A 26296-nucleotide genomic window follows, 5' to 3' on the forward strand; every position below is an offset into this window, starting at 1 on the left:
TTCTTAATTTATAGTTTCTCTTCCACTGTTTTTCGACTTCTTTTCGACATAGGAAAACTCCCCTTATCGTTTCTAGTGAATTTTGTTTTTTCACTGTCCACCATAAGGGAGTATATCATTTTCACCCAGCCTTTTCTTTTATGCAACCATACAAAATGGGACATCATTGACCACACCCTGCGGTACTTCTGCGATACATACTCAAATTCGGCTAAACGGTGCGAAGGTGGATGAAATGCTCCAGTGGAGTTTGGCAGCTTTTGGAATAGACTGCTCAAAGCTTACCGCCTTAAAATGGGAGAGTGAGAGCAAAGCCATCATGGCTGTCTGTCTTACTCTCAAACATTCTGTGGCTCTAGCTTGATTTTATTTAAGTATAAGCCATTAACCCCAGATCTTCTCAGTAATACTTGCAATCAATTGGAGTTTCTTCCATTGGTCAGCCTCTGTCAGCTTATTGCCTTCTTCTGTTGAGGCAAAGCCACATTGAGTTGAAAGTCCCAGATTTTCCAGCGGCACCAGTTGGGCAGCTTCTTTGATGCGATTAGTGACTTGGCCTACGTCTTCTAAAGCAGGATCTTTAGACGTTATCAATCCAAGTACAATTTCAACGCCTTTGCGATTATTCCAAATATCAGTAAGGGGAGCAAAGCTGCCACTTCTGGCATCATCATATTCTAGGAAAAAAATATCGTAATTGAGCTGACCCAGATAGCTGGCTACGGAGTCATAGCCACCCTCAAAGAGATAGGTCGATTTAAAATTCCCTCGGCAGATATGAGTTGCCAGAGTCAAATCATTCGGCAAGTCGGCTAAGGCTTTATTAATCGTGTAGACATCATCTTGAGCAATGGCTTGTAATCGGGCAGTTTCTTCTGGATTATCTTTATTGTCCTCGAACTGTTGAATCAGATAGCCCCAAGTTGTATCATCCAATTGAACGTAACGAGCCCCCAAATCATAGAAGTGCTGAATAGTGTCATGGTAAGCTTGAGCCAGATCATCCAAAAAGTCCTTCCAAGAGTCATAATACTCTAAAGCCAAGTCTGACCGATGGTCCCGATTGATAACCAAAGAAGGACTAGGAATAGTAATCTTAGGGATGACACCTTCAGGAGTAATAGAACTGAGGTAGCTGAAATCACGGTAGAAAGGATGGGCCTTGTTCTCAGCGATTTTTCCGACGATGCGGACATTGGTGGTCCGAGTCTTTGCCCCGTGGAATTTATAAGAATCTTCCTGCTGGTAAGACTCAAAGCCGGTTAGGTTCCAGAGGAAATCCAAGTGCCACCAAGAGCGACCAAATTCACCATCAGAAACGACCTTGAGACCGCTCTCTACTTGGTGTCTGACCAAATCTGCGACGAGTTTATCCTGAGTTTCTAATAAGGCCTCTCGATTAATGTTTCCAGCTGCATACTGCTCACGCGCTACCTTTAGTTCAGCTGGTCGCAAATAAGACCCGACATGGTCAAAATGATATTGAATCTTAGTCATAAGCTTATCCTCCGAAGTTCTTTTCTCAATATGCCTCTATTCTAGCACCAGTCCTTATAGCTGTAAAATATATATTTTCTATGCTTAACTATAATTGATAACTATATGAATAATATTCCTATTTTGCTTTATCCATTAATTAGAGAAACTCTTAACACTATCGTGAATACTATTATCACTAATTATTACAATTTAGTGATAATTTTCAGAGACTATCGTTTGAAGGTTAAAGATCTGTTATACTTAAAAGCAGTGGCGTGAAAAAGAAAGAGATTGCGATGGCTTATCCTTTACAAAAACTACTAAGGCTTTGCGTATTTAAAAAGGGAAACCTCATCGCTAAGCAGACTTAAAAAGGGAAGGCAAATAGGACAAAATTTTAGGTTAAATTTTCCTTTTTTCCTCTCGGAGAATGCCTTAGTTTAGGCTGTTCACTTTGATTTTTTTAGATATTTACGTTAAAATAAAGCATAATGAGAAAAAGAATAAAACCGATGGTCGTTTATGTCTTTTTGGGGTTGATTGGACTGCTGTTAAGCCTTGCTGCTGTAGTTGTTTCCAATGCTCGCAGCAGCAGTTTGCAGCTGGCTAAAAAAAATATCCCACAGACTACTGCTTATTCTAGCAGCTCCAAGACATCTACGTCATCTTCGACACAAGAAGATTTAAAATTAAATCCAATTGTCGATATCTCAGGTTGGCAACTGCCTAAGCAGATTGATTATGATACCTTATCCAAAAATATTTCTGGAGCTATCGTCCGTGTCTACGGAGGATCAAAAATTTCTAAGGATAGTAATGCTGCTCATTCCTCTGGTATTGATAAATCTTTTAAAACCCATATCAAAGAATTTCAAAAGCGAGACATTCCTGTCGCTGTTTACAGTTATGCACTCGGCTCTTCTGAAAAAGAGATGCGTGAAGAAGCCAGAACTTTCTACAAACATGCAGCTCCCTACAAACCAACTTACTATTGGATTGATGTAGAAGAAGATACTATGAAAAACATGAGTAAAGGTGTTGAAGCCTTTCGGGCTGAGTTAAAACGCTTAGGAGCTGAGCATGTCGGAATCTATATCGGTACCTACTTCATGACCGAGCAGGAAATCTCTGTTAAGAAGTTTGATGCTGTCTGGTTGCCAACCTATGGCTCTGACTCAGGTTATTATGAGGCTCAGCCTCAGACAGACGTTGATTATGATCTTCACCAATATACTTCCCGCGGTTCCCTGCCTGGTTTTGATGATATTTTAGATCTTAATCAGATTAATCCTAACAAGGATTCCGTTCAAGTCTTTAAAAAGCTTTTTGGACAAGAGCCTAAACAAAAATAAGAATAGCCACTAAAGTTTGGCGACTCAAGAGAGTCCCAAGCTTTTTTATTTGAACGTCTGTTCCTACTTAGTTATTTTGTCTTAGACAGAGTCTCTATTCTAATTTCTTCTAATATGCTATAATAATCCTTGAAAATACTGTTATAGAGGAAAAAATGGCTAAGAAAAAGAAGCTAAAAAAGACCTTGGTCGATCAAATCTTAGACAAGGCCAAAATTGCACATGATTCCCTGAATTTTAATGGTCTAGATGGACAATTGCCAGAAGGGATTGAACGGTCAGACATCTTTAAAACCCTAGCCTTAGTTGGCGATAAAACTGGACCAGTGATCGGAATTGTGCCGATTACCGAGCACCTTTCGGAAAAGAAACTCGCTAAAGTCTCCGGTAACAAAAAGGTTTCTATGATCCCCCAAAAGGACTTGGAGAAGACAACCGGTTATATCCATGGAGCCAATAATCCTGTCGGTATCCGGCAAAAGCATAAATTCCCTATTTATATAGACCAAGTTGCCCTAGAGATGGGCCAGATGATTGTCTCTGCCGGTGAGCTTAAACGCTCCATTCGGATTGACAGCCAGACTCTGGCCGACTTTGTCGCTGCCGAATTTGCAGATATCAAAGAATAACTCTATCATTACCGAGGGATTTAATTGATTGCTTCGGATGCTTGCCCCGCTCCCATTAGCTTTTCCCCTCTGTTTTCATTGTAAAAAGCTATTAAGATAGGAAGTGCTAATATGCGTTTATATTTTGTTAGACATGGTAAAACCCAGTGGAATCTGGAAGGACGCTTTCAAGGATCTCGTGGGGATTCTCCCTTACTTGAGCAATCTATTCAAGATTTAAGAGAATTGGGCCGTTACCTATCTACTATTCATTTCGATAAGTTTTATTCAAGCGATCTCAGGCGGGCTCGCGAGACGGCTAGGATTATTAATAATGAAAATCAGAAGCCAACTGAAATTATCCCTAGCCAAGCGTTGCGAGAATGGAATTTGGGACGCTTGGAAGGTCAGAAAATTTCAACCATTGCAGCTATCTATCCTAAACAGATGGCTGCTTTCCGCCATAATTTAGCTAAATTTGATAATACCTTTTTTGAAGCAGAATCAGTCTATCAAGCTACCCGACGGGTTGCCAGTTTTATCGCAAAGCTTGACTATCAGCATGACCGAAATGTCCTCCTCGTCGGTCATGGTGCCTGCTTTACCGCAGCCATCAATTACCTATTAGGTTTTGAGTCGGGTCAGTTACGCGAACATGGGGGACTCGACAACGGCAGCGTGACTATCCTTGACAGCGATGATGGCAAGCGTTTTAACCTCATTCGCTGGAATGATACTTCCTACTTGAATGGCCAGCAAAAATTGTCTTAGGGATATAGATAAATAAGGTTGGGGCTTTTGCCTCAGCCTTATCTATTTGAAAGGCGTAAAAGGTCAAAATGACTGCTAAGCAAGTAATCATGAATGATTTTATGCCTCGATTGTCTTCCTAGTTATTTTTCGACTAGTGGAATAGCAAAAGAGTTTTAACCTTGATTGCCAATACTTTTTGGAAGAACTTTTTAATCCCTCAGACTTTCTTAAGCCTATGGCTCAGGTTATAGAGCCGTTCAGCAGGAAAGCATTTTTCTCTTATTTTCGCTGAATAAATCAATGTTTTATTGGTATCGTAAATCATTCTTTGTATATTTATCACAAAATGCTATCATACTTAATAAAAATAGTTAAATCTCTTGGCTAGGACTATCGTCTTCACAACGATTGGCCCCAGAATTAAAAAGCAACAGATTATTTTTTTACAAATAACTGCTGCCTTTTTAAAACTTTTAATCACTTCTACAGCCACTATTGGAAAAACGCAGATCTGAACAGGAATCAGCATTTTCAGCCATTTGCATAAGGACTGTGATGCAGGTGCTGGAAGGTCGAATGATCGCATTCAACAGCCGATTCCACAATATGATAAGACTGAAAAAGGTGATGAACTTGGTCTTTTAATAGTTGCTCATTACAATCAGGCGCAACCAACAAATGAATCATGGCGATATTTTTTCGACCATCTAAAGACCACAGATTAAATTGATTGATAGCTTGAACCCACTCTAAAGCTAAAATTTCTTTTTCTAACTGCTGAATATCACAGTTAGCAGGAGTGTGTTCTAAGAACACTGATAGATTTCTAATAAACTTAGGCAGAGCTCGACTTAAAATAAAGAGAGCAATAGCCACAGATAGCAGTGGATCAAGAATATACCAATTGGCAACCCTCAAAATCAAGGAAACGACAATGACTGCCAACCAGCCCAAGATATCTTCAAGAAAATGCAAGCTTAAAATGGACTCATGCTCAGATTCTTCCCCATTTAAAACACGACTGGCCAGAATATTGACAGCAATAGCAATCAGACCGAGGATTAGCATCCCATTGTAGTTAACCGGCTCAGGATGCATTACCTTTTGAACATTTTCAAATAAAACCAAGGTAGAGCCAATAATAAGAATAACGGCAGTCATCAATGCTCCAAGAAGACTAAAACGCCAATAACCTAGTGTGTATCGATAGTCACTCCTTCGCTTGGATAATTGCTCAAAATAATAAGATAAACCAATAGCCAAAGCATCTCCAAAATCATGAACAGAGTCCGCTAAAATAGCACTGGAATTGAAAATACTGCCAAAAATCATTTCAACAATTGCAAAAATAAAATTGGACATGAAAGCAATAAAAATTCGACTCGTAGACTGCTTAGTCACATTATGGTCATGATGGTGGTGTTTATGCACTTTCACAGTACCTCCTTTCGAGTTATTAAGCTGTATTGACGACTAAAGCCGCTAAGCCAAAGGCAAGCAGTCACTAAATGGGACAATAGCGTAAATACCGCAAAGTCATGATGGGCTTGTCTTCCATACTTAGTCTGCATTGCCCATCCCCCTTTCTTCTGCTGACCTTGGTAGACTGTATTATGTTACTCAAGCATCAAATAGAATGTTGTTTTTGGGACATCATTAACTATTTCAAATTTTATGAATTAAGTTTTAAGGCTTTTTTGTATACGATTTTCATGAGTTTAGTATCCCACTTTTTGTTACCAAACAAGCCTTGTTAATGTTTAAGATCTAAATCTAAAAAATTTATAGTTATCACTTCAGCTATAGTAAAGTCACAAAACTGAAACTTTATAATTCTAGACATTATCCTCTACCCACTGATGGAGCTCTTTTAAGTCATAATGTGATTGTATTTGACTATACACTTGGCCAAGAGTTATAGAAGTTAAGGTGGACACTAAAGTATTTTCAATACTTTCTAAAGAATCTGTAACAGCACACTTTTGTGCGTTATGTCCTTCTTCTTCTCCTAGAAACTTTTTCAGCAGTTGTTGGCTCGCAAAAATTTTTCCCCTACCTTCCACAGCTACAAAAACATCATAAAATGTTATCTCTTCCAATGACTTAGCTAATGAAAAGCCGCCATATTTTCCTGGTACAGAAATAATCAATCCTTCATTAACAAGACATTTTATGATCTTCTTTAAGTAAGAATGCGATACATCAAGACGCTCACTCAAAGCTATCGAATTCATGCTTTTATTTTGTGGTAGCTGGGCCAGAATTAATAAAACATAAACTGATTGTTCCCATCCGGATGATAATTTCATGTTGACATTCTCCAATCAAAGTTTTATAATCCATATTAGAGACAAAAGATATCTCCAATATGGTTTTACTATTTAAATTATATCCCATTCTACGCATAATGTAAAGGTCTCTGAAAGGAAGGTTATTATATGACCAATAAATCTGAACCTAAGCAGTTGTTTATTACTAGTATTGTTTTAACAACTATATTTATGGGATCATCTTTTCCTACTGGTAAATACCTCATTTCAAGTGATTTAGCTCCACCATTCTTTATAGGTGGCTGGCGTTTTATAATAGCTGGCGTACTCATGCTTGCATGGACATTCTTGTTACAGGATTGGCGCTCTATTATTCCAACAAGTAAAGGAAATACCATGAAAGGTAGCATTCTTGTTACTGCTATTGGCTTGTTACAAACAACTGGGACTATGGGATTTTTAAATCTTGCCATGGCAAAGGGACTATCGTCTTCCGTGTCTTCTATCATCTTGTTTACAAATCCTTTATGGTTAGCTGTTCTTGCACATTTTTTATTGCATGAAAAGCTTACTCGTTGGAAAATATTTTCTCTTATTTTGGGTCTCATGGGGGTAATAATTTGTTTAGGAATTGATAAATCCGCCACAGGTATAGGAGCATGGATTGCTTTACTTGGCTCATTTTGCTGGGCTGTCAATACCGTTATTACTAAGCTCGTACCATTTGATCAAGGACCGTGGGTATTTACGGGATGGCAACTTCTAATTGGCGGCTTAGGGATGCTTATTATTTCATTTTTGAGACATGAGACTTATCATTTAACGCAATTAAGCTTTGTGGGATGGCTATGTTTTATTTGGCTTATACTTCCTGCTTCTGTTGGTTCATTTGGCCTTTGGTTTTTCAGCTTAAAAAGAGGAAAAGCAACTATTGCCAGCAGTTTTCTATTCTTAGTTCCTGTTTTTTCGACATTTTTTTCAATAGTAGGCTTACATGATAAATTTACTCTTGATTTAATCATTGGAGGACTTTTCGTCGTAATCTCTCTTGTCCTAATAAATAAAAATGATTGGAGGTGACCATCATGTCAAAAGTAGAAAGTTTTACTTTAGATCACACTAAGGTTCTAGCACCTTACGTTAGAAAGATTGATACCCAGCATGGAGATAATGGTGATGCCATTACTAATTTTGATATACGTTTTGTCCAGCCTAATAAAGGAGCCATTCCTACTGGAGGAATCCATACTATCGAGCACTCGCTAGCAAGTCTTATTCGCGATAGGATTGATGGCGTTATTGACTTTTCTCCTTTTGGTTGTCGAACAGGATTTCATTTGATTATATGGCATGAGCATTCTTCAGATGAAATTGCTAGAGTCATAAAAGACTCGTTAAAAGAGTTAGTTCGTGATGATTTTAGTTGGGAAAATGTCCCTGGTATTTCTGATAAGGAATGCGGAAATTATAAAGATCATTCATTATTTTCAGCGAAGGAATGGGCAAAGCAAATATTATCGCAAGGAATTTCGTCAGAACCCTTTATTCGTAAAATTGTTTAATAAAAATAATCTGGAGGTTAAATAAAATGGTTGTAAAAGTTGGTATTAATGGTTTTGGGCGTATTGGACGTTTAGCACTACGACGGGCTCAAAACATCGAAAATGTTAAAGTTGTTCACATCAATGATTTAACTGATCCAGCAATGCTAGCACACCTATTGAAATATGATAGTACACAAGGGCGGTTTGAAGGATCCGTTGACGTGGAAAAAGACGGTTTACTCGTTAACAAAGAATTTATAAAAGTTACACAAGAGCCTGATCCCGAAAAGATTGACTGGGCCTCATCTGGTGTTGATATTGTTCTCGAAGCGACTGGTTTCTTTACTACACGTGAAAAGGCCGAGAAGCATCTCCACGCTAATGGAGGAGCTAAAAAAGTCATCATTACTGCTCCAGGTGGTAATGATGTTAAGACAATTGTTTACAATGTTAATCACGAAACGTTGACTGGTGAGGAAACTGTCATCTCCCCCGGATCCTGTACAACAAACTGTTTGGCACCAATGGCAGATACCTTGAATAAAGCATTCGGTATTATTGTTGGTACCATGACAACAATACATAGTTATACGGGGGATCAAATGACCTTAGACGGTCCTCATCGTAAAGGTGATTTGCGCCGTGCACGTGCTGCTGCAATTAACACTGTCCCTACCTCTTCAGGAGCTGCAAAAGCTATCGGACTGGTTATCCCTGAACTGGATGGGCGATTAAAAGGGCATGCCCAACGAGTAGCAACACCGACAGGATCTCTGACTGAACTTATCAGTGTTGTCAAATGTCCAGTCACAGTTGATGAGGTTAATGCTGCTATGAAGGCTGCAGAAACTGAAAGTTTTTCTTATAATGATGAACAAATTGTATCTACAGATATTATTGGAGATACTCATGGTTCCATTTTTGATGCTACACAGACTGAAGTTACTACTGATGGCAATACTTACCTAGTTAAAACGGTAGCATGGTACGATAATGAAATGAGCTTTACCGCTCAACTTATACGGACCTTGGAATATTTCGCAAAGCTTGCAAAATAAGGTTAGGAGTTTTTAATGGATGTTGGTAATAACATTAAAATTATAGCTGGACAACAATGGAATTTTAATAACGGAGTGGCCAAACATTTTGATAAGCATGTTAAACTGTCAGTTCCTCTGTACGAAGAGGGACATGAATTAATTTGCTACTTAAGCGATTTTTTCTTAAAAGATAATGCTATTTGTTATGAAATTGGAAGTTCGACAGGGACACTGATAAATAAGCTCTACATGCGACATCATCCTAAACACAATATACGTTTTATTGGTATTGAACCAGTTCAAGAAATGGTTGATTTAGCTAAGGAGAAAAATAATAATATTGAATTTTTAGTTGAAAATATTGAAGATACTAAGTTAGAGCCTTCAAATTTAATTATTGGATATTATTTCTTACAATTTATTCCTATTATCGAACGTGGTGCGGTTATTCAAAAAATTTATGATTCATTATTACCTGGTGGAGGATTTATAATTTTTGAAAAAGAATTATCAATTGATCCTAAAATTAATAAACTAATCTCCTCATGCTATATGAAATTTAAAGCAGCACATGGTTTTTCAGCAGAGGAAATTCTTTCAAAACAGTTGAGTTTAGAAGGAATGATGGTGACGAATACTCATTCTGAAAATACTAGACTATTGTCACATGCAGGCTTTTCACACATTGCTACTATTATGAGATATGGAGAATTTAATGGCTACCTATGTTTCAAATATTGATAAATGGGAAAATTTACATCAAAAATCAGCAAATAAGTTCACAAGAACTCAACCTAATGATACTATTAAGAAAATTCTCTCTCTAAAAAATAAGGTCAGAACTTACAGTGACTACACTCGTACCCTTGAAATAGGTTGTGGATTTGGTAGAAATTTATCCTATCTTATAAATCATAAATTTTCTTCTTATTATTCAGGAATTGATTTAACAAAAGTAGCTATCCAAAAGAGTTCCGAAACATTGTCGACAGCAGTAAAAAATGGCATAGTAGATTTAAAACTAGGAAATGTTGGACATCAAATTAATTATCCTGATAATTATTTCGACTACGTTTTTGATATCATGTCAGCTATTACTTTTATTGTAGATGAAAAAGAGCGTAAGCAATACTTTTCAGAAATCACTAGAGTTTTGAAACCTGGTGGAGCTTACTTTTTCTTAGCTGCAAGAAAAGAAGGTAAATTTATGGATGCTTACCCAGATGAAGCGCTATTAGAAGAAGGATATATTAGACGAAAAATAGATTCTATGTTAGAGCGCGTCTACACTTCGGAAGAGCTTGCCACTCTTTTAAGTCCTTAAAAAAAAATACATCTAGAAATATCGTCTGAACATACCCGAGCTTTTGGTGATGAAAAATTTATCCGTGACGAAGGATTTTGGTTTGGTTATTTTAAAAAATAGCTTATAGATCTATTAGCTGTAAAAAAATAAGAGTCAGAGCCATCAAAAATTGTTGCACTGACTCTTTATTTTTTTACAGTTATAGAAGAGATTTAATTCCATAATGGAATTTTTGGTTGGGTCTAATCTGACGTTCGAAGCCAAAGTGCTCTAAACTATTGTCGCGAAAATGGGCCTTAGCGATGATAGCGTGACGGGCTACTCGCTGGGCTTCCTGCATGAAGGACTCTGATAAGCCCCTAAAATCTGCTAGGGGAGCGAGACCTCTAAGGTTGCTTGACTCTGTAATCCTGTGTGAAAACATGGGGTCTGTATAGACAGTGTCTACACTCTTATTGGGCAGCTGTCTCATGTAAGCAAGAGCTTCCTGATTGAGTGTTTTTATTGAACGCATAGCCTTATCTATCTGTCCATTGCCAGTTTCAAATGTTTGTAAACCACGACTGATGATTAGATGGATCAGAGGATTGACTTCTAGCGCTGTGACCTGATGACCTGCTGCAGCCATCACGATGCTGTCGCTGGCTAAACCCATTGTCGTATCCAAGACAGTTTTAGAGTCAGATGGAAGCAAGTCTACAAGAGGATCGTGAGTTGCTTTGATTCTCAGCACGGCCGTATCGGGATGAAAGTAGAGCTGTTTGCCATCTGGATACGTCAAAATAAGTTTGTCTTGATAAACCACTAAAGCAGGGACCTCTCCCTGAGTGAGTCTCTTTAGTGATTGTTTTCGCCTTTCCAGATAGATCAGCGCATATTGTTGGGCCAAAGCTTGAGCCTCTTGAACCAGAAGGGGATTCTGCCCCAGACTAGTTGTGACAATGATTTTCATAACACTATTATAGCAAAAAAAGCGGGGTATAAGCCGCTGTTCATAGAAACGTGTGCACCTTGCTCCCGCTCTTTTTAGTCATTAATTGGTTCAGAACCGCCTTCAATAATAGCGCCGGTTTCAGCATTGATCGTGTAATCGTAGTCAAGACCAGCAGTTGAATCACTAAAATCTACTTCATAAACTGTCACGCCATCTTCTACTTCCTTATGAACAACCAGTCCTGAAACAGCTGATTCTTTTAACCCCGCATCTTTGAGGGCAATTGATTTTGCTTCGTCGGCAGAAATTAGTTGAGACGAAGTCGATGATGAGTCGGCAGTACTAGAATCTGATTTAGCAGCACCCGAAGGGGAGGTTACAGAGTTTTCCCGCATTTCTGTATCTTTTTCTAAAATATGACCGGACGAAGCATCAACAGTATAGTCATAATCTGCTTTATCAGTGTGAAATTCAATTTCATAGGTTGCCCGCCAATCGTCACGCTCTTTTTTTGTGCGCCTAAAAGTGACTTGATCAGCTGACACATTAGCATTTTTAAGAGCAATACGTCTGGCTTGCGCAGCTGAAATCTTATACCCCGATTGAAGGTAGGCAATGACGGCACCACCGACCAAAAGCAGACAAGCTAATAGGGAAAGGATGATAACTAATGGTTTACGTTTCATAAACAGACCTCTTTTTATTTTTATCGTTTTATATTCTTTGCAAATCCAAAGATAGACTAAGCCATCGATGTCGCTAACAGCTAGTAAGGTGGCTAGACGACCTTCCCATAGTAACTGTCCTTAGTTAGTGGGGGCTTTCCTCTTAACGTACCTGTCTGATTTTGACTCTCTTTGACTGTAACTAGAAGTTTTGGCTCATAACTCAGCTGTAAAAGGCAGCAACTCTATCTTATCATATTGACGGTTAAATACTCTTCCAATTGACTTTTGCCCTATTCTTTATAAAAAAGAGGTCGCTAAGACCTCATCATTGTGTCGATAGCTTTTCTAGTAGGCGCCGCGAATATAATCATGCACAGAGGACCAATAAAAATCTGATATTTTCTTAAGTTCATCTGCAGAAAAAGGTTTGGTGTCAGCAGCTTGAAGATTAGTATCAATTTGTTGAATGGATTTAAATCCGGGAATAACACTGGTAACGCCAGACTGCTGCAAAATCCATTTCAAGGCTGCATCAGCTAAGCTACCGCGACCATCAGCGATCCATTTAAGAGCATCAACAAGTTCAATAGCTTTATCAAAAGGTAAACCACCAAAAGTCTCACCGACATTGAATGCCGCCCCATCGCGATTAAAATTACGATGGTCATTTTCAGGGAAGTGGCTAGTTTTGCTATATTTACCAGTTAAAAGTCCACTAGCCAGAGGAACACGCGCCAAAATACCAACGTTCTTGTCTGCTGCATGCGCAATCATATTCGTCAAGGGCTTTTGACGCAGTATATTGAAAATCACCTGCAAACTGCTAGCTGATGTATGGTCCAGTACAAAATTCCCTTGATCATCTGTTTCAACACTGACACCATAATAACGGATTTTACCTTCTTTTTTCAAATCCTCTAGAACAGCGAAAACTCCCATGTTTTCCAGAACCTCAGTACTGGGACAATGTATTTGATAGAGATCAATGCTATCGGTTCCCAAATGGCGTAGGCTATCCTCACAATAGGCTTTAACCTTATCATAAGTATAGTTAGACAAGTCAGCAAAATTATCACGACGGCCGAACTTAGTTGCAACATAGATTGTTTCCGAACGTTCTTTTAAGAGACGTCCCAGTAAACGCTCACTACGGCCGCTCCCATAGACGTCAGCAGTGTCAAAAAAATTGACCCCAGAATCCACAGCATGATGGAGGGCTTTGAGGGATGTCTTTTCGTCAACATTACCCCAATCTCCTCCAAGAGCCCAAGTTCCTAGGCTAACTTCACTAATCTTCATATCAGTATTTCCAAGCTGATTGTATTTCATGATTACTTACCTCCCTAAATACTTATCATACTCAAACAATCAATATCGGATCGAGTGAGGTCAACAACAAATCAAGAACTCTTCAACGAGTATGAATACATTTTCACACTCATATTATAACATGGAGCTAGGGTAAAAGACTAGCAAGACCTATGTCTGTAGTATCAAGTTAGGCTTTTTATATAAAATTCTCGAGGTATTGAAGATTGGCCTACCGATAGATCCTATCAGTTTCAGAGATAGGTGATTTTGTAGATAAGATTTGTCAAGAGTAACTCAGCAAATTTTATCGGCGCTTCTGCGTGTGGGCTATTCCCCTGTCAGTCTTGTCGTTGGAATATTGGCGTAAGTATAGGAAATAAAGGGCAAATAATACTAAAATGACCAAATCAGAGATAAATTGCCAACCAAAAACCTGAATACGATTTCTAAAAAGACTGGTCAATAGCATCAGAAGGGCATCTCCCCAGAAAGCAAGGCCAGCTAAAGTAAGCGCTGAGTTTCTTTTGAAAAGATAGAAAATTGGACTCAAGATACCAGCTAACAAATGACTGAACCACACAATCACAAAGACAATAGGATAGTTAGTAAAGTAACCTTCAACGGCTGAGTTATAATGTTCTGTAAAATAGGTCTGATTGCGCGTCATTACCATGACAAAATCATAGCAACCTATCAGACTCAAGAAAAACATGAACACAGCAAAACTAAGGCCAAATCCAGTTAATTTTCTCATTTCCTTAACCCCATTTCTTCAAAAGCTTGGGTAAAAAAATCGCTATTCAACAAGGCCAAGCCTTGATTGATATCCCCTAAAACCATAAGACTGTCACCTTTTTGGATGTTAAACAGTTTTCTTGCTCGTGCAGGAATGACGATTTGCCCCTTTTCACCAACAGTCACTGTCCCAAAGATATACTTACCCTCTTTGACTTTTCCTGCAAAAGAAGAGACATCACCATTGACCAGCTCATCTAAGCTGATGTCAAAGATTTCTGCCAAACGGCTTGAAGAAACAATATCCGGTAAACTGTCACCCAATTCCCACTTACTGAGGGTTTGACGAGACACGCCCACTTTTTCAGCTAATTTTTCTTGAGAATAACCTGCCTTTTTCCTGAGCAGAACAATTGTTTCACCAATCATACTTTTCCTACCTCTTTTTTAAACCCATTATAGAGCCTTCTTATCCGACTTTCAAGCACGTTTTCTTGGCAAAACGAGAGGAGTTTTGTTAAAAATTCTAGCAAAAAAGCTTGGGACAAAAATCCTAAGCTTGATTTTTTTGTGCAGCACTAAATAATTGACGTAGTGGTTGGGAGCCCTTATCTTGGAGCATAGTTCCATCTTCAGATGCCCCTAAATGGTCCACTGAACTGTTTAACTACCCCTGCAAACGGATAGGCCAAACAGTCTGAGAGACCATTTGAAAAAACCAAAATCAACTGTGCAGAGGTGGAATAGAATTCCGCCAGTGGACTTTGGCAGTCTGGGAATAGACTGCCAAAGCCTGTCACCTAAAAATAGGAAAGTGGCAGAGGCCTGAACCTTAAAATAAGAAAGCGAGGAAAATCAATTTCTTCAAATGATTGATTTCTTATACGTAATCTTCAGAGATTACAATGCTTTGTGGGTGAGGGCTAAGCCATCATGGCTGTTTGTCCCACTCTCTTCTTTATCTTATTTTGCTTCTTCTTCGACTGGCCGAGATTTGCGGGCAATATCCGCTAAGATGTTTTCAACAAATTCATCCAAAGCTTCGGTATGGGTCTGCTTGCTGCCGTAGCGACGAACATTGACAGATTTGTCTGCCATTTCCTTGTCACCAACAATTAATTGATAAGGAACTTTTTGGGTTTGGCTTTGGCGAATTTTGTATTGCATCTTTTCATTGCGCTCGTCAACTTCAACCCGGATACCGCGGTCACGCAAAGCATGAGCAACTTCCCAAGCATAGTCTACATGAACATCATTAGAAACAGGAATAACGGTAACTTGTTGCGGTGCTAACCAGGTTGGGAAAGCGCCCTTATAAGTTTCAATCAGGATAGCTGTGAAGCGTTCCATAGTTGAGATGACTCCACGGTGAATCATGACTGGACGGTGTTCCTCACCATCGGCTCCGATATATTTAAGATCGAAGCGTTCAGGAAGCAGGAAGTCCAATTGGATGGTTGACAGGGTTTCTTCATTACCAAGGGCGGTCTTAACTTGGATATCCAATTTTGGACCGTAGAAGGCAGCTTCCCCTTCAGCTTCGAAATAATCCACGCCCATATCATCCATGGCACCCTTGAGCATGCGTTGCGCATTTTCCCACATTTCATCATCATCAAAGTACTTGTGAGTATCCTTAGGATCGCGGTAGGACAGACGGAAGCGATAATCAGACAGGTTGAAGTCTTCATAGACATCAATAATCAACTTAAGAATTTTCTTGAATTCTTCTTGAATTTGTTCAGGAGCGACGAAAGTATGACCATCGTTGAGAGTCATTTCCCGCACTCGCTGTAACCCAGTCAAGGCACCAGATTTTTCATAGCGGTGCATCATGCCAAGTTCAGCAATACGAATTGGCAGTTCTCGGTATGAGTGGACATGGTTCTTATAGACTTGGATATGGTGAGGACAGTTCATGGGACGCAAAACGAATTCTTCGCCATCCCCCATATCCATGGTTGGAAACATATCTTCACGATAGTGTTCCCAGTGACCAGACGTTTTGTAGAGATCTACTGAAGCAATTGGTGGAGTGTAAACGTGTTGGTAGCCATCAGCAATTTCCTTATCGACGATGTAACGTTCCAAAATCCGGCGGATGGTAGCTCCATTTGGTAGCCAGAAAGGCAGACCTTGACCAACTTCTTGAGAAATCATAAAGAGATCGAGTTCTTTACCAAGTTTACGGTGGTCACGTTCTTTAGCTTCTTCCAGACGCTTGAGGTAGGCTTTGAGATCCTTCTTATCAAACCAGGCAGTCCCATAAACCCGTTGCATCATAGCATTGTCACTGTTACCGCGCCAGTAGGCGCCAGCCACATTGAGCAAATGGAAAACTTGAATACGACCAGTTGATGGCACATGTGGGCCACGGCAAAGATCAACGTATTCCCCTTGACGATAGATGGTCAATCCGCCATCATCTTCAGAATGCTCTTCAATCAACTCCAGCTTGTAAGGGTCGTTTTTGAAAATCTCACGCGCCTCATCTTTTGTCACTTCTTCACGGATGGATGGGAAGTTTTCTTTGACAATCTTCTTCATTTCTTCTTCGATACGTGGAAGGTCTTCGTTCGAAATTTGACCAGCTTCGTTATCGGTATCGTAGTAGAAACCATCTTGAATGGCAGGGCCGACCCCCAGATGGATATCTGGGAAAAGACGGCGAGCTGCTTGGGCGAAGAGATGGGCAGCTGAGTGACGCAGGATCCCCAAAGCATCTTCGTGGTCGGGGGTAACAATTTCTAGACTGCCATCTTGGGTAATTGCACGTGTCGTATCAATCAGTTTATCGTTGAGTTTACCAGCTAAAGCTTTTTTAGCCAAAGAATTTGAAATTGATTGCGCAATTTCAAAGGTTGTAATGCCAGATTCGTACTCACGAACGGCACCGTCAGGGAATGTAATTTTAATCATAATTTTCTCCTTTATTTCTCTTTTTAATGTCTTTTGGCTTTACCAAATTACTTTAAGTAAATTTCACATAAGCAAAGTTATCACCTTGAATAGATTCAAAGTTTTCCTTGTGCCATTTGGTACCTACCATAGCCTTGTTAACATGAAGAGTAGATTTACTTTCCTTGGTCTCAATCGTTAATTGATAGCCCATTAGTAGTTTTTTCTTAAAGTCACATCGTTCCATATCTGCTACTTCAATAACTTCTAAAACTTCTTCAGGTTTCCCCATTGCAGAAACACCTATCACTATAATTCTATCACTTGAAAAAATAAGTAAGAAATAAGCATTTGTACTACTTCTGCCTATTCTTTTTGTAGCCCAGATAACTTTGCTATCTTCCGAATAAATTTCCTTTTCTTTTAAAAACTCAATCACTTCTTCATATTTTAAAAACATACTCTTCTCCCTTTCCAAGATATTTATAAAAAGCTTGCTGCTCTTATTAGGCTCACCTTCTTCACTCCATTTTATTTTGCAGATTTAAGTGCTTCTCCTTATCAATAAGAAGGTTTCCATCTCTGCTAGGTATTCATCGAGACGTTGAGACAGCTCTAAGAGCCACCAAATCGTCTCTGCTAGCTTTTGCTCGAGTTGATAGAGTTTCATCATAGTAACCACCTTGTTTGGTCATCACTAAACGATTTAAATTGACAATATCATTTCCAAGCGCTAGCAATTCCTCTGCGATAGACCAAGCCTAGCCATGGTGCTTTTCTCCCAGCTGATGGTAGGCCTTTCGAATGGCGACACTTCTACTAATCCAATCGTCTGAACACATTTGCTGACTCCTTTTAAACCTCATTATAAAAAGCTCGACTGTCTGGCACTTACAAAAAAAGCGCCGCCCTAAAAAGGACGTCGCAACGTGGTTCCACCTCAATTTATCTACAGCAAAAAGCAAATGATTGCTGCAGACCTCCAGTGGTGATAAGGGAACCACCCTTTTATGTTTGCATAAAATCGAGGAAGGAGTATTCCTTGATAGGTCTGCGCTTTTTCACCAACCAAGCACTCGCTAGAAGACCAAACACAAGAAACTTGTCTTCGTTACATATTATAGCAGGAATTGATTTATTTTCAAGATAAGTAATGCATTTATTAACACTAAAATATGAATGAAAAGTTTAACCCAAAAAATCCCTAATGGATTTCACCATCCTGACGGGAGCTTTAACGACTTTACGAGAGGTTTTAACAGTGGTCCGGACGGCTTTTTGGGGCAGGCGGACTGCCGATTTAACGAGACGAACAGAGCGGTCTGTTGGGCTGCCTTCAACCGTCAGTGAGAACTTTTCCGCTTTTCTGGTCGAGTAAGAAATCAAAATATCCAAATAAAACTCATAGACTGCTTGACCGAAAGTCTCAGCAGAAACTTCATGCCGCTTTCTTTCCAGCTGTTCTTGGGTGAGGTCGGGTGTCAGGGCAATAGCATCTAAAATGGTATCAGCTAAGTCTTTCTCATTGTAAAAAAGGCTGCCAAACATTCGATTGGTAATCAAGTCATCTAGATAAGGATTACCGTGAGCGATGATGGGGGTCCCCATAGCTAGACTTTCGATATAAGTCAGTCCCTGAGTCTCACTAGTCGAAGCAGAAACAAAGAAATCTGCTGCCTTGTAATAGACCGAAATCTGGTCGTGGGGTACCATACCAGTAAAGATAACAGCAGAACCCAATTGTAATTGCTCTGCTTGTTTCTTGAGATCGTCCAAATAAGGACCATCACCGACAATCACTAATTTGACACGATCATTTTCCTGCAAAACTTGAGGTAAAGCAGCCAATACCGCTTGGATATTCTTTTCCGAAGAAATCCGAGACAGGCTGAGCAGCATGGTTTGATCAGGCTCAAGGCCTACTTTAACACGCAGGGCAGCTACATCATCATCGGTCACCTGGTCACAGACAAAATCCTCTAAGGGAATACCTGTCGGGATTACTCGTTTAGGAATTTTAACGCCATAGCCATCCAAGAGATTTAGGGCAATCCGGCTGGGGCAGATAACCCCATCTAAGTCTTTGAGGTAACCTCGCATGATATATTTAACCATATTAGGTCGAATCAACTTGCCTTTAGCAATGTAATCCACATAATCCTCATACTGGGTATGATAGGTATGGACAACAGGAATGTGGAGAGCAGCTCCCACCCATTTTCCCAAGAGACCCAGACTGAATTCGGTCTGGGTATGGATAATATCTAGTTGGTATTCTTTGGCAATCTTATAAGCCGTAATAACTCCGCGATAAACAACCCGACGATCGGTAAAAGAAACAAAAGGTACGCTAGGCAGACGGATAATAGTGGGATCTTCAAAACGTTTGACTCCCTTATCTGTTCCCGTAAAAATATAAACTTCGTGACCTTTTTTCTCTAGCTGATCCTTTAAAGTCTTGATACTGGTGGCCACGCCAGACACTTGCGGATAGTAAGTATCTGTAAATAATCCAATTCTCATCTTACAACTCCATAACCTTCTGATAGACGGCTGCTAACTGTTTAGAAACATTTTCAAGCGAGCGTGTTGTGGCCACTTGATAGCCAGCATCCCGCTTGTCAATTTCTTTATTGATCGTGCGATAAAGACTGGTTATAAATTCATCGTTATTGTGACAAAGCTCAGCTGAGCTTTCATCGATCCAGCCTTTATAGACAGGAATATCCCGTAGGACAACAGACTGATGGCTGGCTAATGCCTCTAAAACCACAATGCCTTCTGTTTCCTCATAGGACGGAAAGAAGAAGGCATCTGCCCCGCTCATAGCTCCTTCAAAAATATCTCCCTTAAAGTAGCCAGGAAAGAGAACGTTAGCGGGATGGTCCTTTTCAACCACCTTGCGGATATCGGCTGGAATCACCAGTTCATTAATTTTACCGAACCAGATGAAACGAACCTCTGGCATTTTTTCTGCTACCTTAACAAAATCAAAGATACCTTTGCGTTTAAAATAGAGACCTGCTGAGATCACTACCTTTTGTCCCTCTTTAATTTCAAAGTAATCACGAAAAGCTTTTTCTTTAGCAGAACTAGGCTGGTACTTGGGCAAATCAATACCGTTAGAAATTGCTGAAATCGGGGTAGTAACCCCATAATTTTGAATTAATGACTTGGAGTACTCGGAAGGGGTAATGATGTAGTCAGCTGCCTGATAAATCTTCTTGAGATAGGTTTTAAAGACTGGAGCAACTAAATTTGATCCGATAAAAGAATTACGAAAATCCTCCATGGTAGAATGCCCATGGACGATAACCTTCTTTCCCTGCTTTTTAGCAGAATTGAGCAGAGCTAAGCTCTTGGGACCGTAGGTATTAATATGGACAATATCATAATCATCCTCCTTGGAGTCGGTCGTATAAGGAATACCGGCCATTTCTAAAGCCTTCTGCTGGTGCTTGATGGCCCGACCAATCCCCGATTTCCCAATAAGATGTTCACCTTCCAAATAGAGTAATACTTTCATAATCTCTATTATAGCCTATTTCGATATAAAATTCATGACTTACCAAAAAGGAATGGAGAGCAATCCAAAAATTAGACATTTTGGTTCCTATTCCACCCCCGAACAGCTCAAAAAGTCCAGGAGACCCTTTAAGGTTGAAAATAAGAGTCTGGGCCTTTGTCCCAGACTCGTTAGCTTAGCATTATTCTAGATTTACTAGATGGCACTGTGGTCGATTGATGGCTCTTTGGGGCGCATTCTTATTTTCAGGCGCCCCTTAAACAGTCTGCTGAACTGTTTAACTACCACACAAGACATAGGTCAAACAGTCTGCGAGACAGTTTGAGAAAACCATATCAACTGTGCGGAGGTGGGATTGAAATGCTCCGGTTGGCTTTGGCAGTCTGGGGATAGACTGCTAAAGCCTACTACCTAAAAATAAGAAAGTGGCAGAGACCTGAGCCTTAAAATAGGAGAGCGAGGAAAATCAAATCGTGATTTTATCACGATTTACTGATTGAGTCCCACTCTCCTTTTGCTATTAGCCTATTTTCTACTGGATGACAGCTTGATTAACCCAAACCGAGACAGACTGAGCTTGAACTGGAAAATCGGCCCAACCATCCTGACCAATTTCAACACTGTCTGGGCAATTCCCCATAATATCCACAAAAATTTTACCAGCATTAAGCCTGCCCATATCCATCCGCTTTGAATTGGCATCCTTGTTAGAGATAACAATAGCTGAGCCATCGGGATAATCCTTATTTCCTTGATTGACCCAACCGATACAGTTAGGGGCATCGAAGTAATCAATTTGCTCCCCATAAACATGATTTTTACGAACATAGAGGAGACTGTCCAATTCCTGCTGAAAATCCTGCTGGGCAAAGTCGCCAGTAATACCGTAGTAATCGCCATAGAAGACACAAGGCAGTCCTTGTTGCCGCAGGAGAATCAAGGCGTAGGCTGCTGGCTTGAACCATTCTTCTACACAAGACTCTAGAGCTTGACCTCTTTGGGAATCGTGATTATCTACAAAGGTGACGGCAAAGGTTTCTGCATTCTGCATGAGACTGCCTTCTAAAATTTGACTGAGATCATAATTTTCCTTCCGCTGACTAGCCTCAAAGAGGTTCATGTGCAGAACCACATCAACCAGGTCAAAAACTCCTTGTGTTTCTGCTATGTAGTCTAAATTGGCTTGGGCGTCTGTCTTCCAATATTCCGCAAAGGCATAGAGATCTGGCTTGATTTCTTCTTTGATATCATTTATGAAGTCCATCATAAAGCTGGCCTTGATGTGTTTGACTGCATCCAGACGAAGGCCTGATACCCCCGTTGTCTCTAGGAACCACTGGATCCAAGTCTTAAGGTGATCAATGACCTCTGGATGTTCAAAATCAATATCATCAAACATGAGATAATCATAGTTTCCATTCTCATTGTCTACCTGATTGGTGTCAGCCCAGCCCTTATTAATACCTTGAATCATGTAGATGCCTCGTTGGTCGTTAAGAGCATCATAGTCTACACCTGTAAAATGATACCAATGCCACTTAAAATCGCTGTAGGTATCTTTGCGACCTGGAAAATCAAATGCGGTCCAAGCTTCAATTTCAAAAATATCCGAGACCAGTTCCATACGATTTTCAGGATTAACCTGAATAACCTTGAAACGTTCTTTTCTATCTCCACCAGCCTTGTGGTTGAGAACAATATCAGCTATGGTTCGAATATCTAATTTCTCTAAAGTCTGGATTGCCTTGAGGTAATCTTCCTTTGTGCCATATTTCGTTGCGACTGTTCCCTTTTGGTCAAATTCTCCTAAATCATAGAGATCATAAACTCCATAACCAACATCTTCTGAACTTGTCCCTTTAAAGGCAGGTGGTAACCAAACCATACTAATCCCCAAATCTTTAAGATGTTGGGCATCCTCTGCCAAGCGCTGCCAGTGTTTTCCATCTGCTGGCAGGTACCACTCAAAATATTGCATTAAAGTACCATTCATCTTTTTGCTCCCATTAGTTTAACGATTTCGGCCACTTTACTTCTACTTCTACGACCCATTAAAATTTTTTAAAATTGAACACGCCTACGACTCTGTGGAAAAAGATAAAGGCTCCTAGATGCCTACTGCATCTGCGTCAACTTTCCTATTTTCCTTTGAGTCGCTTAACGGCTTTGTATCTTGTATTACTGTCTTTTAGTTTAGCACACTCAGACATCTGCTTAAATAAAAAAACTAGGTATGGTTCGAAAGGGCCCGCCTAAGCAGACCCTTTATTGATGCTATTAAACGAGCTGAGCTATAGCTACGTGGTTAGGCAGACTTATCTCCCTATGATATCAAACTCCGCGAGCCGATTATGGACTTATTTACTTGATGCACGTTTGCTGATGCTGTGGTTGAGGACGATGTCGTGTTCGTCTAATTCTTCCTTGTTCATAATCTTGGTCAGCATCCGCATACTGACAGCACCTAAATCATAAATCGGTTGATTAATTGAGGTCAGATTAGGCCGAGTATATTTGACAATTGGGGAATCATTGCCCGTAATGATTTCGAAGTCATCAGGCACCGTTTGACCAGCCTCAAAGAGACCGTTCAATAGGCCGGCAGCCAGTTCATCTTCTCCAACATAGGCCGCTGAAGCTCCTGAATTGAGCACTCGCTTTGCCAAAGCGAGGCCTTCCTCATAAGAGTAGTTAGCTTCAAAAACTAGGCTTTCTTGGAACTTAAGTCCAGCATTTTTAAGGCCGGTCTTATAACCCGCTAAACGAACCTTTCCATTAATATCATCAATTAGAGGCCCCGAGACAAAGGCAATCTCTTTGTGGCGTTTGGCCAAATCTGAAACAGCATCCTTGGCCGCTTGTTCTTCATCAATATTAACACTTGGGAACTGGTGATCGAGGTCAACAGTCCCAGCCAAAACAACTGGTGTACGAGAGCGGGAAAATTCCAGACGAACCTTATCAGTCAAATGATGTCCCATAAAAATAATCCCGTCGACCTGCTTAGCAAAGAGGGTGTTAATGACATTGACCTCATTATCATCATCTTCATCGCTGGAAGCAAGGACGATATTGTATTTATACATAGAGGCGATATCATCAATACCCTTGGCCAAAATAGAAAAATAACTATTGGCAATATTGGGAATAACAACCCCAACTGTGGTGGTCTTTTTGCTAGCGAGGCCACGGGCAACCGCATTAGGACGGTAATCCAGACGGTCAATCACTTCAAGAACTTTTTTACGAGTATTTTCTTTAACATTTTTGTTCCCATTGACAACTCGACTGACAGTCGCCATGGAAACACCGGCTTCACGCGCTACATCGTAAATGGTAATGGTATCATCAGTATTCATGTGAGCTCTCCCTCTTTATCAGATTAATCAGCTCTGCGCTGCCTCAAAAATCAAGGAAACAGCTACAGATTTACATGAAAATTACGCTTTCACGATTATATTATCACATATTGTAAACACTTTCAATAATTATGGAGTATTTTTTTGAAATTTTTGTATGCCCTTTCAAATTTTAGACAGACGGGCTCGGAAAATTTCTAACGATACCCAATTCGTTTTAAGAATTTACCTTTGTGTTTTAATGAGTTCGGACACAAGAGAGCCAGCCGATCTTTTTAGATTGGAAATTGAGTTGACCCAGCCAGTCTTTGAATTTACTGCGGGGTTTTATTGTTGTTAATATTACTGAGGTAAAACAAGCGTTTTAGGCTCACTTTGGTTTCTTCACATCAATGAGCTATACAATACTAATTTTTGATTTGAACGGAGTATTAAAAATAAAAAAAGTGGACAAAACCACTTTTTAATGATGAACAATCAATTGAACGCATCTGGTTGATAAGCTTATCAGGATAAACATTCTTCGACAACATTGGGAAAATCCTTTAGATGTACAGACAACACCATAACTTACTTGAATCTCCGATCTAATCCGTTTCCCTACTCAGATGATTTTCTAATTAATTAACGATTTTTTCTTAAGGTAAGCGATTTTTATTTTACAGCTGATAAGCTGTTAATAGTGCAACCAGCAGCAACCGAAGTAAGTACAAAGGCTAGTTTCTTCATTACCAGCGTCTTTTAGTTATGCGGCCTACTTACATCCTAATCTAAATGCTTGAGAACGGCTTCCATCTTGGAAATGGCCTCAACAGGCAGGGCGGTGTGGGGATATTTTTGATTAAAGGAAAGCAAGAAATCTTGTCTGACTTGCATTCTTTCACGAATTAACTGCTTATAATGATGGTCGAACGGCGGAACAGGGTAGTTCTCCAACTCAAGGTAGTTGATACCGTTCAGAGAACCGAAAGGTTTGAAAGTCCCTTGCCCATCAACGATGGACTCAATAATACCCAGAGAAACCTCCTTAGGAATGGGCTTGCCCATATAGAGACCGGTGTTGATAATATAGCAGTCGACACCTGATTCAAATAAAGAGCAGAATTTTTTAAAATCTTCAACCAAGGGGTAAACGCGGAAAGGATTGGCAAATGGTTCAATAATCAGATCCTTTTGCTCACCTGAGAGATTTTCTGCGTTAGAGCGCTTAGTCATTAGGGTACAGCCCATGGTGGTAGCCAAAACAGGGTCGTCAATCTTGAGAATAGGAGGAAGACTGTCATCCTTCATAATCCAAAAGATTGCCTTGATAGGCTCATTGATACGGTCAACACGATTTGGTGTAGAATAGCGGGATTTGACTGTTCGACCATTACCATTGCGAATATCTTCGGTCACTAATTTTTTGCGTCCGTTGGCATCCAGAGTTACACCGCAGTTTTGTACAGTCACAAAATAATCTTGTTCCCGATGACCAGTCGGATAATCATTGGTCTTGTCAAAATAGGAGGGCTCTAAGGCAATGGAGGAACCGTCCTTGGTTGAAATGATAAAGGCATCATCATGCAAGACCTGGATATCATACTTGCCATTATGTTTAGCATGGGTCAAGGTTGACTTTCCTGATCCCGACAGGCCAAAGAATGAAGCGACATAGTCGTGTTCAGACTTGCCAGCCTTATCACGAAATATTTTTAAACCGCCGTGACAGGCAACATACCCATTGCGGGCAGCGGTACTCCAAGCAAGAGTCAGGGTAGCCTTTTTAAGCTCACCAAAATAACGCAAGCCTAAAATCATGGCACAATTATGAAGCACATCGAAATAAACTAGGCCTTCCGGATAATCAGGATGAGACCAATCTGGATCAAAGAAGATGAAGATATCATTTTCATTATATTGTTTAGAATCTGCTAAACGATTTTTAAAGGTTTCGTCCAAAATTTGGAAGTTGAGTAGCCAAGAATAGAGGTTGGGACTTTCATCCTCAGGAACCATAAGGTGGGCACGCACCATGAAGTCTTCATTTAGGCCGACAACTGCTGACGAACGGTAGAAAGTCCTCCGCCTAGTCTGTAAAACAGCATCTCGTACAAGAGGAAGAAGCTTCTGATCCTCAGCTGGATTTCTACCATAAATCCGTCTAGCCCTAGCTGTCCGACCGACTACTGCGCCTGAATTGGTTAAAAGCACACGGGCATAGGAAGGCAGGCCCAATTCCTTGGTGTGAATAACCGGCATGTCCAAAATGATTGTCCCAGCTGCTGATGAGGCCAGTTGATAGGCCTCTTCTAAACTTTTTATTGACTTAACATGATTTTCATAAAAAGCTGTTTCAATAACGGTTTTTAAAGGAGAGAAATAGGGACTCTTTGCCCGCATTTCCTCATCAGCAAATTCTCGACGTGTTACCATACGTGTTCCTCCTGTTACTTCTAAGTATTTTTAGCAGACTGGGGAGCGGGGGGCATCCTCAAAATTAAAAATTTGGGTTCTCGCCACGTCCTAGTTTT

The 26296-nt window shown here is 40.1% G+C and carries 23 protein-coding genes and 1 pseudogene; 8 read left to right on the plus strand and 16 right to left on the minus strand.

The genetic code is table 11. The features are described 5' to 3' along the window. Positions 1-384: 384 nt before the first annotated feature. Complete coding sequence (locus ACFSN5_RS08240) at positions 385-1497, minus strand: vitamin B12 independent methionine synthase (RefSeq protein WP_165211557.1); 1113 nt, start codon at positions 1495-1497, stop codon at positions 385-387. Between the two features lie 473 nt (positions 1498-1970). On the opposite strand from ACFSN5_RS08240, the gene ACFSN5_RS08245 reads away from it, so the two are divergent. The 3 genes from ACFSN5_RS08245 (at position 1971) to ACFSN5_RS08255 (ending at position 4210) form a co-directional block, all read left to right on the plus strand. Further along, positions 1971-2831 (plus strand): glycoside hydrolase family 25 protein, encoded by an 861-nt coding sequence (locus ACFSN5_RS08245; RefSeq protein ID WP_165211560.1) that lies wholly within the window; start codon positions 1971-1973, stop codon positions 2829-2831. Positions 2832-2986: 155 nt separating this feature from the next. Then, a complete protein-coding gene (locus tag ACFSN5_RS08250; RefSeq protein WP_165211563.1) occupies positions 2987-3460 on the plus strand; it encodes an aminoacyl-tRNA deacylase in 474 nt (157 codons plus the stop codon). Between the two features lie 111 nt (positions 3461-3571). Next, entirely contained in the window at positions 3572-4210 is a 639-nt protein-coding gene (locus ACFSN5_RS08255; RefSeq protein WP_165211566.1) for a histidine phosphatase family protein, read from the plus strand. A gap of 513 nt (positions 4211-4723) precedes the next feature. On the opposite strand, the gene ACFSN5_RS08260 is transcribed toward ACFSN5_RS08255, so the two are convergent. Both ACFSN5_RS08260 and ACFSN5_RS08265 read right to left on the minus strand, forming a co-directional pair. Next, entirely contained in the window at positions 4724-5629 is a 906-nt protein-coding gene (locus ACFSN5_RS08260) for a cation diffusion facilitator family transporter (RefSeq protein WP_165211570.1), read from the minus strand. Positions 5630-6027: 398 nt separating this feature from the next. Further along, positions 6028-6501: an RrF2 family transcriptional regulator gene (locus tag ACFSN5_RS08265; protein ID WP_165329366.1), complete on the minus strand. Its 474-nt coding sequence runs from the start codon at positions 6499-6501 to the stop codon at positions 6028-6030. 129 nt (positions 6502-6630) lie between these two features. Between ACFSN5_RS08265 and ACFSN5_RS08270 the strand changes: the two genes are divergently transcribed. From ACFSN5_RS08270 to ACFSN5_RS08290, 5 genes are read left to right on the plus strand one after another with little or no spacing between them, the layout of a single operon-like run. Next, complete coding sequence (locus ACFSN5_RS08270) at positions 6631-7542, plus strand: DMT family transporter (protein WP_165211576.1); 912 nt, start codon at positions 6631-6633, stop codon at positions 7540-7542. A gap of 5 nt (positions 7543-7547) precedes the next feature. Beyond that, the gene (locus tag ACFSN5_RS08275; protein ID WP_165211579.1) at positions 7548-8024 is read left to right on the plus strand and encodes an S-ribosylhomocysteine lyase; all 477 of its coding nucleotides are present in this window, start codon (positions 7548-7550) and stop codon (positions 8022-8024) included. A gap of 26 nt (positions 8025-8050) precedes the next feature. Continuing rightward, positions 8051-9064 (plus strand): type I glyceraldehyde-3-phosphate dehydrogenase, encoded by a 1014-nt coding sequence (gene gap / locus ACFSN5_RS08280; protein ID WP_165211582.1) that lies wholly within the window; start codon positions 8051-8053, stop codon positions 9062-9064. 15 nt (positions 9065-9079) lie between these two features. Continuing rightward, entirely contained in the window at positions 9080-9787 is a 708-nt protein-coding gene (locus ACFSN5_RS08285; RefSeq protein WP_165211585.1) for a methyltransferase domain-containing protein, read from the plus strand. Beyond that, the gene (locus ACFSN5_RS08290) at positions 9762-10370 is read left to right on the plus strand and encodes a class I SAM-dependent methyltransferase (protein WP_241154264.1); all 609 of its coding nucleotides are present in this window, start codon (positions 9762-9764) and stop codon (positions 10368-10370) included. The genes ACFSN5_RS08285 and ACFSN5_RS08290 overlap by 26 nt, the downstream gene beginning before the upstream one ends. 181 nt (positions 10371-10551) lie before the next feature. On the opposite strand, the gene ACFSN5_RS08295 is transcribed toward ACFSN5_RS08290, so the two are convergent. The 13 genes and pseudogenes from ACFSN5_RS08295 to ACFSN5_RS08355 all read right to left on the minus strand — a co-directional run bounded on the left by ACFSN5_RS08295 (position 10552) and on the right by ACFSN5_RS08355 (position 26198). Beyond that, the gene (locus tag ACFSN5_RS08295; RefSeq protein WP_165211591.1) at positions 10552-11304 is read right to left on the minus strand and encodes a class I SAM-dependent methyltransferase; all 753 of its coding nucleotides are present in this window, start codon (positions 11302-11304) and stop codon (positions 10552-10554) included. 74 nt (positions 11305-11378) lie between these two features. Then, the gene (locus tag ACFSN5_RS08300; RefSeq protein WP_165211594.1) at positions 11379-11972 is read right to left on the minus strand and encodes a PepSY domain-containing protein; all 594 of its coding nucleotides are present in this window, start codon (positions 11970-11972) and stop codon (positions 11379-11381) included. 327 nt (positions 11973-12299) lie between these two features. After that, complete coding sequence (locus ACFSN5_RS08305; protein ID WP_165211597.1) at positions 12300-13283, minus strand: aldo/keto reductase; 984 nt, start codon at positions 13281-13283, stop codon at positions 12300-12302. A 286-nt stretch (positions 13284-13569) separates the two neighbouring features. Then, entirely contained in the window at positions 13570-14019 is a 450-nt protein-coding gene (locus ACFSN5_RS08310) for a hypothetical protein (RefSeq protein WP_165211600.1), read from the minus strand. After that, positions 14016-14429, minus strand: a complete 414-nt coding sequence (locus tag ACFSN5_RS08315; RefSeq protein ID WP_165211603.1) for a helix-turn-helix domain-containing protein — start codon at positions 14427-14429, stop codon at positions 14016-14018. Before ACFSN5_RS08315 ends, ACFSN5_RS08310 begins: the two co-directional genes overlap by 4 nt. A 534-nt stretch (positions 14430-14963) precedes the next feature. After that, positions 14964-16919, minus strand: coding sequence for a threonine--tRNA ligase (gene thrS / locus ACFSN5_RS08320; RefSeq protein WP_165211606.1), 1956 nt, complete (start codon positions 16917-16919; stop codon positions 14964-14966). A gap of 52 nt (positions 16920-16971) precedes the next feature. Beyond that, a complete protein-coding gene (locus ACFSN5_RS08325) occupies positions 16972-17358 on the minus strand; it encodes a hypothetical protein (protein ID WP_165211609.1) in 387 nt (128 codons plus the stop codon). Between the two features lie 61 nt (positions 17359-17419). After that, a pseudogene (locus ACFSN5_RS08330) lies at positions 17420-17740 on the minus strand (MazG-like protein). Between the two features lie 346 nt (positions 17741-18086). After that, positions 18087-19421: a glycosyltransferase family 4 protein gene (locus ACFSN5_RS08335; RefSeq protein ID WP_165211612.1), complete on the minus strand. Its 1335-nt coding sequence runs from the start codon at positions 19419-19421 to the stop codon at positions 18087-18089. Position 19422: 1 nt separating this feature from the next. Continuing rightward, on the minus strand, positions 19423-20424 hold the full coding sequence (locus ACFSN5_RS08340; protein WP_165211615.1) for a glycosyltransferase: 1002 nt from the start codon (positions 20422-20424) through the stop codon (positions 19423-19425). Positions 20425-20956: 532 nt separating this feature from the next. Beyond that, complete coding sequence (locus ACFSN5_RS08345) at positions 20957-22417, minus strand: alpha-amylase (protein ID WP_165211618.1); 1461 nt, start codon at positions 22415-22417, stop codon at positions 20957-20959. Positions 22418-22781: 364 nt separating this feature from the next. Beyond that, positions 22782-23783, minus strand: a complete 1002-nt coding sequence (ccpA, locus tag ACFSN5_RS08350; protein WP_165211621.1) for a catabolite control protein A — start codon at positions 23781-23783, stop codon at positions 22782-22784. Between the two features lie 765 nt (positions 23784-24548). Next, positions 24549-26198 carry a phosphoenolpyruvate carboxykinase (ATP) gene (locus ACFSN5_RS08355; protein WP_165211624.1) on the minus strand — a complete coding sequence of 550 codons (1650 nt, stop codon included), beginning with the start codon at positions 26196-26198 and terminating at the stop codon, positions 24549-24551. Positions 26199-26296: the final 98 nt, after the last annotated feature.

This window comes from Streptococcus tangpeifui (genome assembly GCF_044503215.1).
In the GTDB taxonomy this organism is placed as follows: domain Bacteria; phylum Bacillota; class Bacilli; order Lactobacillales; family Streptococcaceae; genus Streptococcus; species Streptococcus tangpeifui.

What these genes read in the sequence shown, in the direction of transcription:
- gap (WP_165211582.1), top strand. Translation starts at nt 8,051, where the DNA reads ATGGTTGTAAAAGTTGGTATTAATGGTTTTGGGCGTATTGGACGTTTA.
- ACFSN5_RS08300 (WP_165211594.1), bottom strand. Translation starts at nt 11,972, where the DNA reads ATGAAACGTAAACCATTAGTTATCATCCTTTCCCTATTAGCTTGTCTG.
- ACFSN5_RS08245 (WP_165211560.1), top strand. Translation starts at nt 1,971, where the DNA reads ATGAGAAAAAGAATAAAACCGATGGTCGTTTATGTCTTTTTGGGGTTG.
- ACFSN5_RS08240 (WP_165211557.1), bottom strand. Translation starts at nt 1,497, where the DNA reads ATGACTAAGATTCAATATCATTTTGACCATGTCGGGTCTTATTTGCGA.
- ACFSN5_RS08345 (WP_165211618.1), bottom strand. Translation starts at nt 22,417, where the DNA reads ATGAATGGTACTTTAATGCAATATTTTGAGTGGTACCTGCCAGCAGAT.
- thrS (WP_165211606.1), bottom strand. Translation starts at nt 16,919, where the DNA reads ATGATTAAAATTACATTCCCTGACGGTGCCGTTCGTGAGTACGAATCT.
- ACFSN5_RS08340 (WP_165211615.1), bottom strand. Translation starts at nt 20,424, where the DNA reads ATGAAAGTATTACTCTATTTGGAAGGTGAACATCTTATTGGGAAATCG.
- ACFSN5_RS08275 (WP_165211579.1), top strand. Translation starts at nt 7,548, where the DNA reads ATGTCAAAAGTAGAAAGTTTTACTTTAGATCACACTAAGGTTCTAGCA.
- ACFSN5_RS08255 (WP_165211566.1), top strand. Translation starts at nt 3,572, where the DNA reads ATGCGTTTATATTTTGTTAGACATGGTAAAACCCAGTGGAATCTGGAA.
- ACFSN5_RS08270 (WP_165211576.1), top strand. Translation starts at nt 6,631, where the DNA reads ATGACCAATAAATCTGAACCTAAGCAGTTGTTTATTACTAGTATTGTT.
- ACFSN5_RS08250 (WP_165211563.1), top strand. Translation starts at nt 2,987, where the DNA reads ATGGCTAAGAAAAAGAAGCTAAAAAAGACCTTGGTCGATCAAATCTTA.
- ACFSN5_RS08265 (WP_165329366.1), bottom strand. Translation starts at nt 6,501, where the DNA reads ATGAAATTATCATCCGGATGGGAACAATCAGTTTATGTTTTATTAATT.
- ACFSN5_RS08335 (WP_165211612.1), bottom strand. Translation starts at nt 19,421, where the DNA reads ATGAGAATTGGATTATTTACAGATACTTACTATCCGCAAGTGTCTGGC.
- ACFSN5_RS08355 (WP_165211624.1), bottom strand. Translation starts at nt 26,198, where the DNA reads ATGGTAACACGTCGAGAATTTGCTGATGAGGAAATGCGGGCAAAGAGT.
- ACFSN5_RS08325 (WP_165211609.1), bottom strand. Translation starts at nt 17,358, where the DNA reads ATGTTTTTAAAATATGAAGAAGTGATTGAGTTTTTAAAAGAAAAGGAA.
- ACFSN5_RS08290 (WP_241154264.1), top strand. Translation starts at nt 9,762, where the DNA reads ATGGCTACCTATGTTTCAAATATTGATAAATGGGAAAATTTACATCAA.
- ACFSN5_RS08305 (WP_165211597.1), bottom strand. Translation starts at nt 13,283, where the DNA reads ATGAAATACAATCAGCTTGGAAATACTGATATGAAGATTAGTGAAGTT.
- ACFSN5_RS08295 (WP_165211591.1), bottom strand. Translation starts at nt 11,304, where the DNA reads ATGAAAATCATTGTCACAACTAGTCTGGGGCAGAATCCCCTTCTGGTT.
- ACFSN5_RS08285 (WP_165211585.1), top strand. Translation starts at nt 9,080, where the DNA reads ATGGATGTTGGTAATAACATTAAAATTATAGCTGGACAACAATGGAAT.
- ccpA (WP_165211621.1), bottom strand. Translation starts at nt 23,783, where the DNA reads ATGAATACTGATGATACCATTACCATTTACGATGTAGCGCGTGAAGCC.
- ACFSN5_RS08315 (WP_165211603.1), bottom strand. Translation starts at nt 14,429, where the DNA reads ATGATTGGTGAAACAATTGTTCTGCTCAGGAAAAAGGCAGGTTATTCT.
- ACFSN5_RS08310 (WP_165211600.1), bottom strand. Translation starts at nt 14,019, where the DNA reads ATGAGAAAATTAACTGGATTTGGCCTTAGTTTTGCTGTGTTCATGTTT.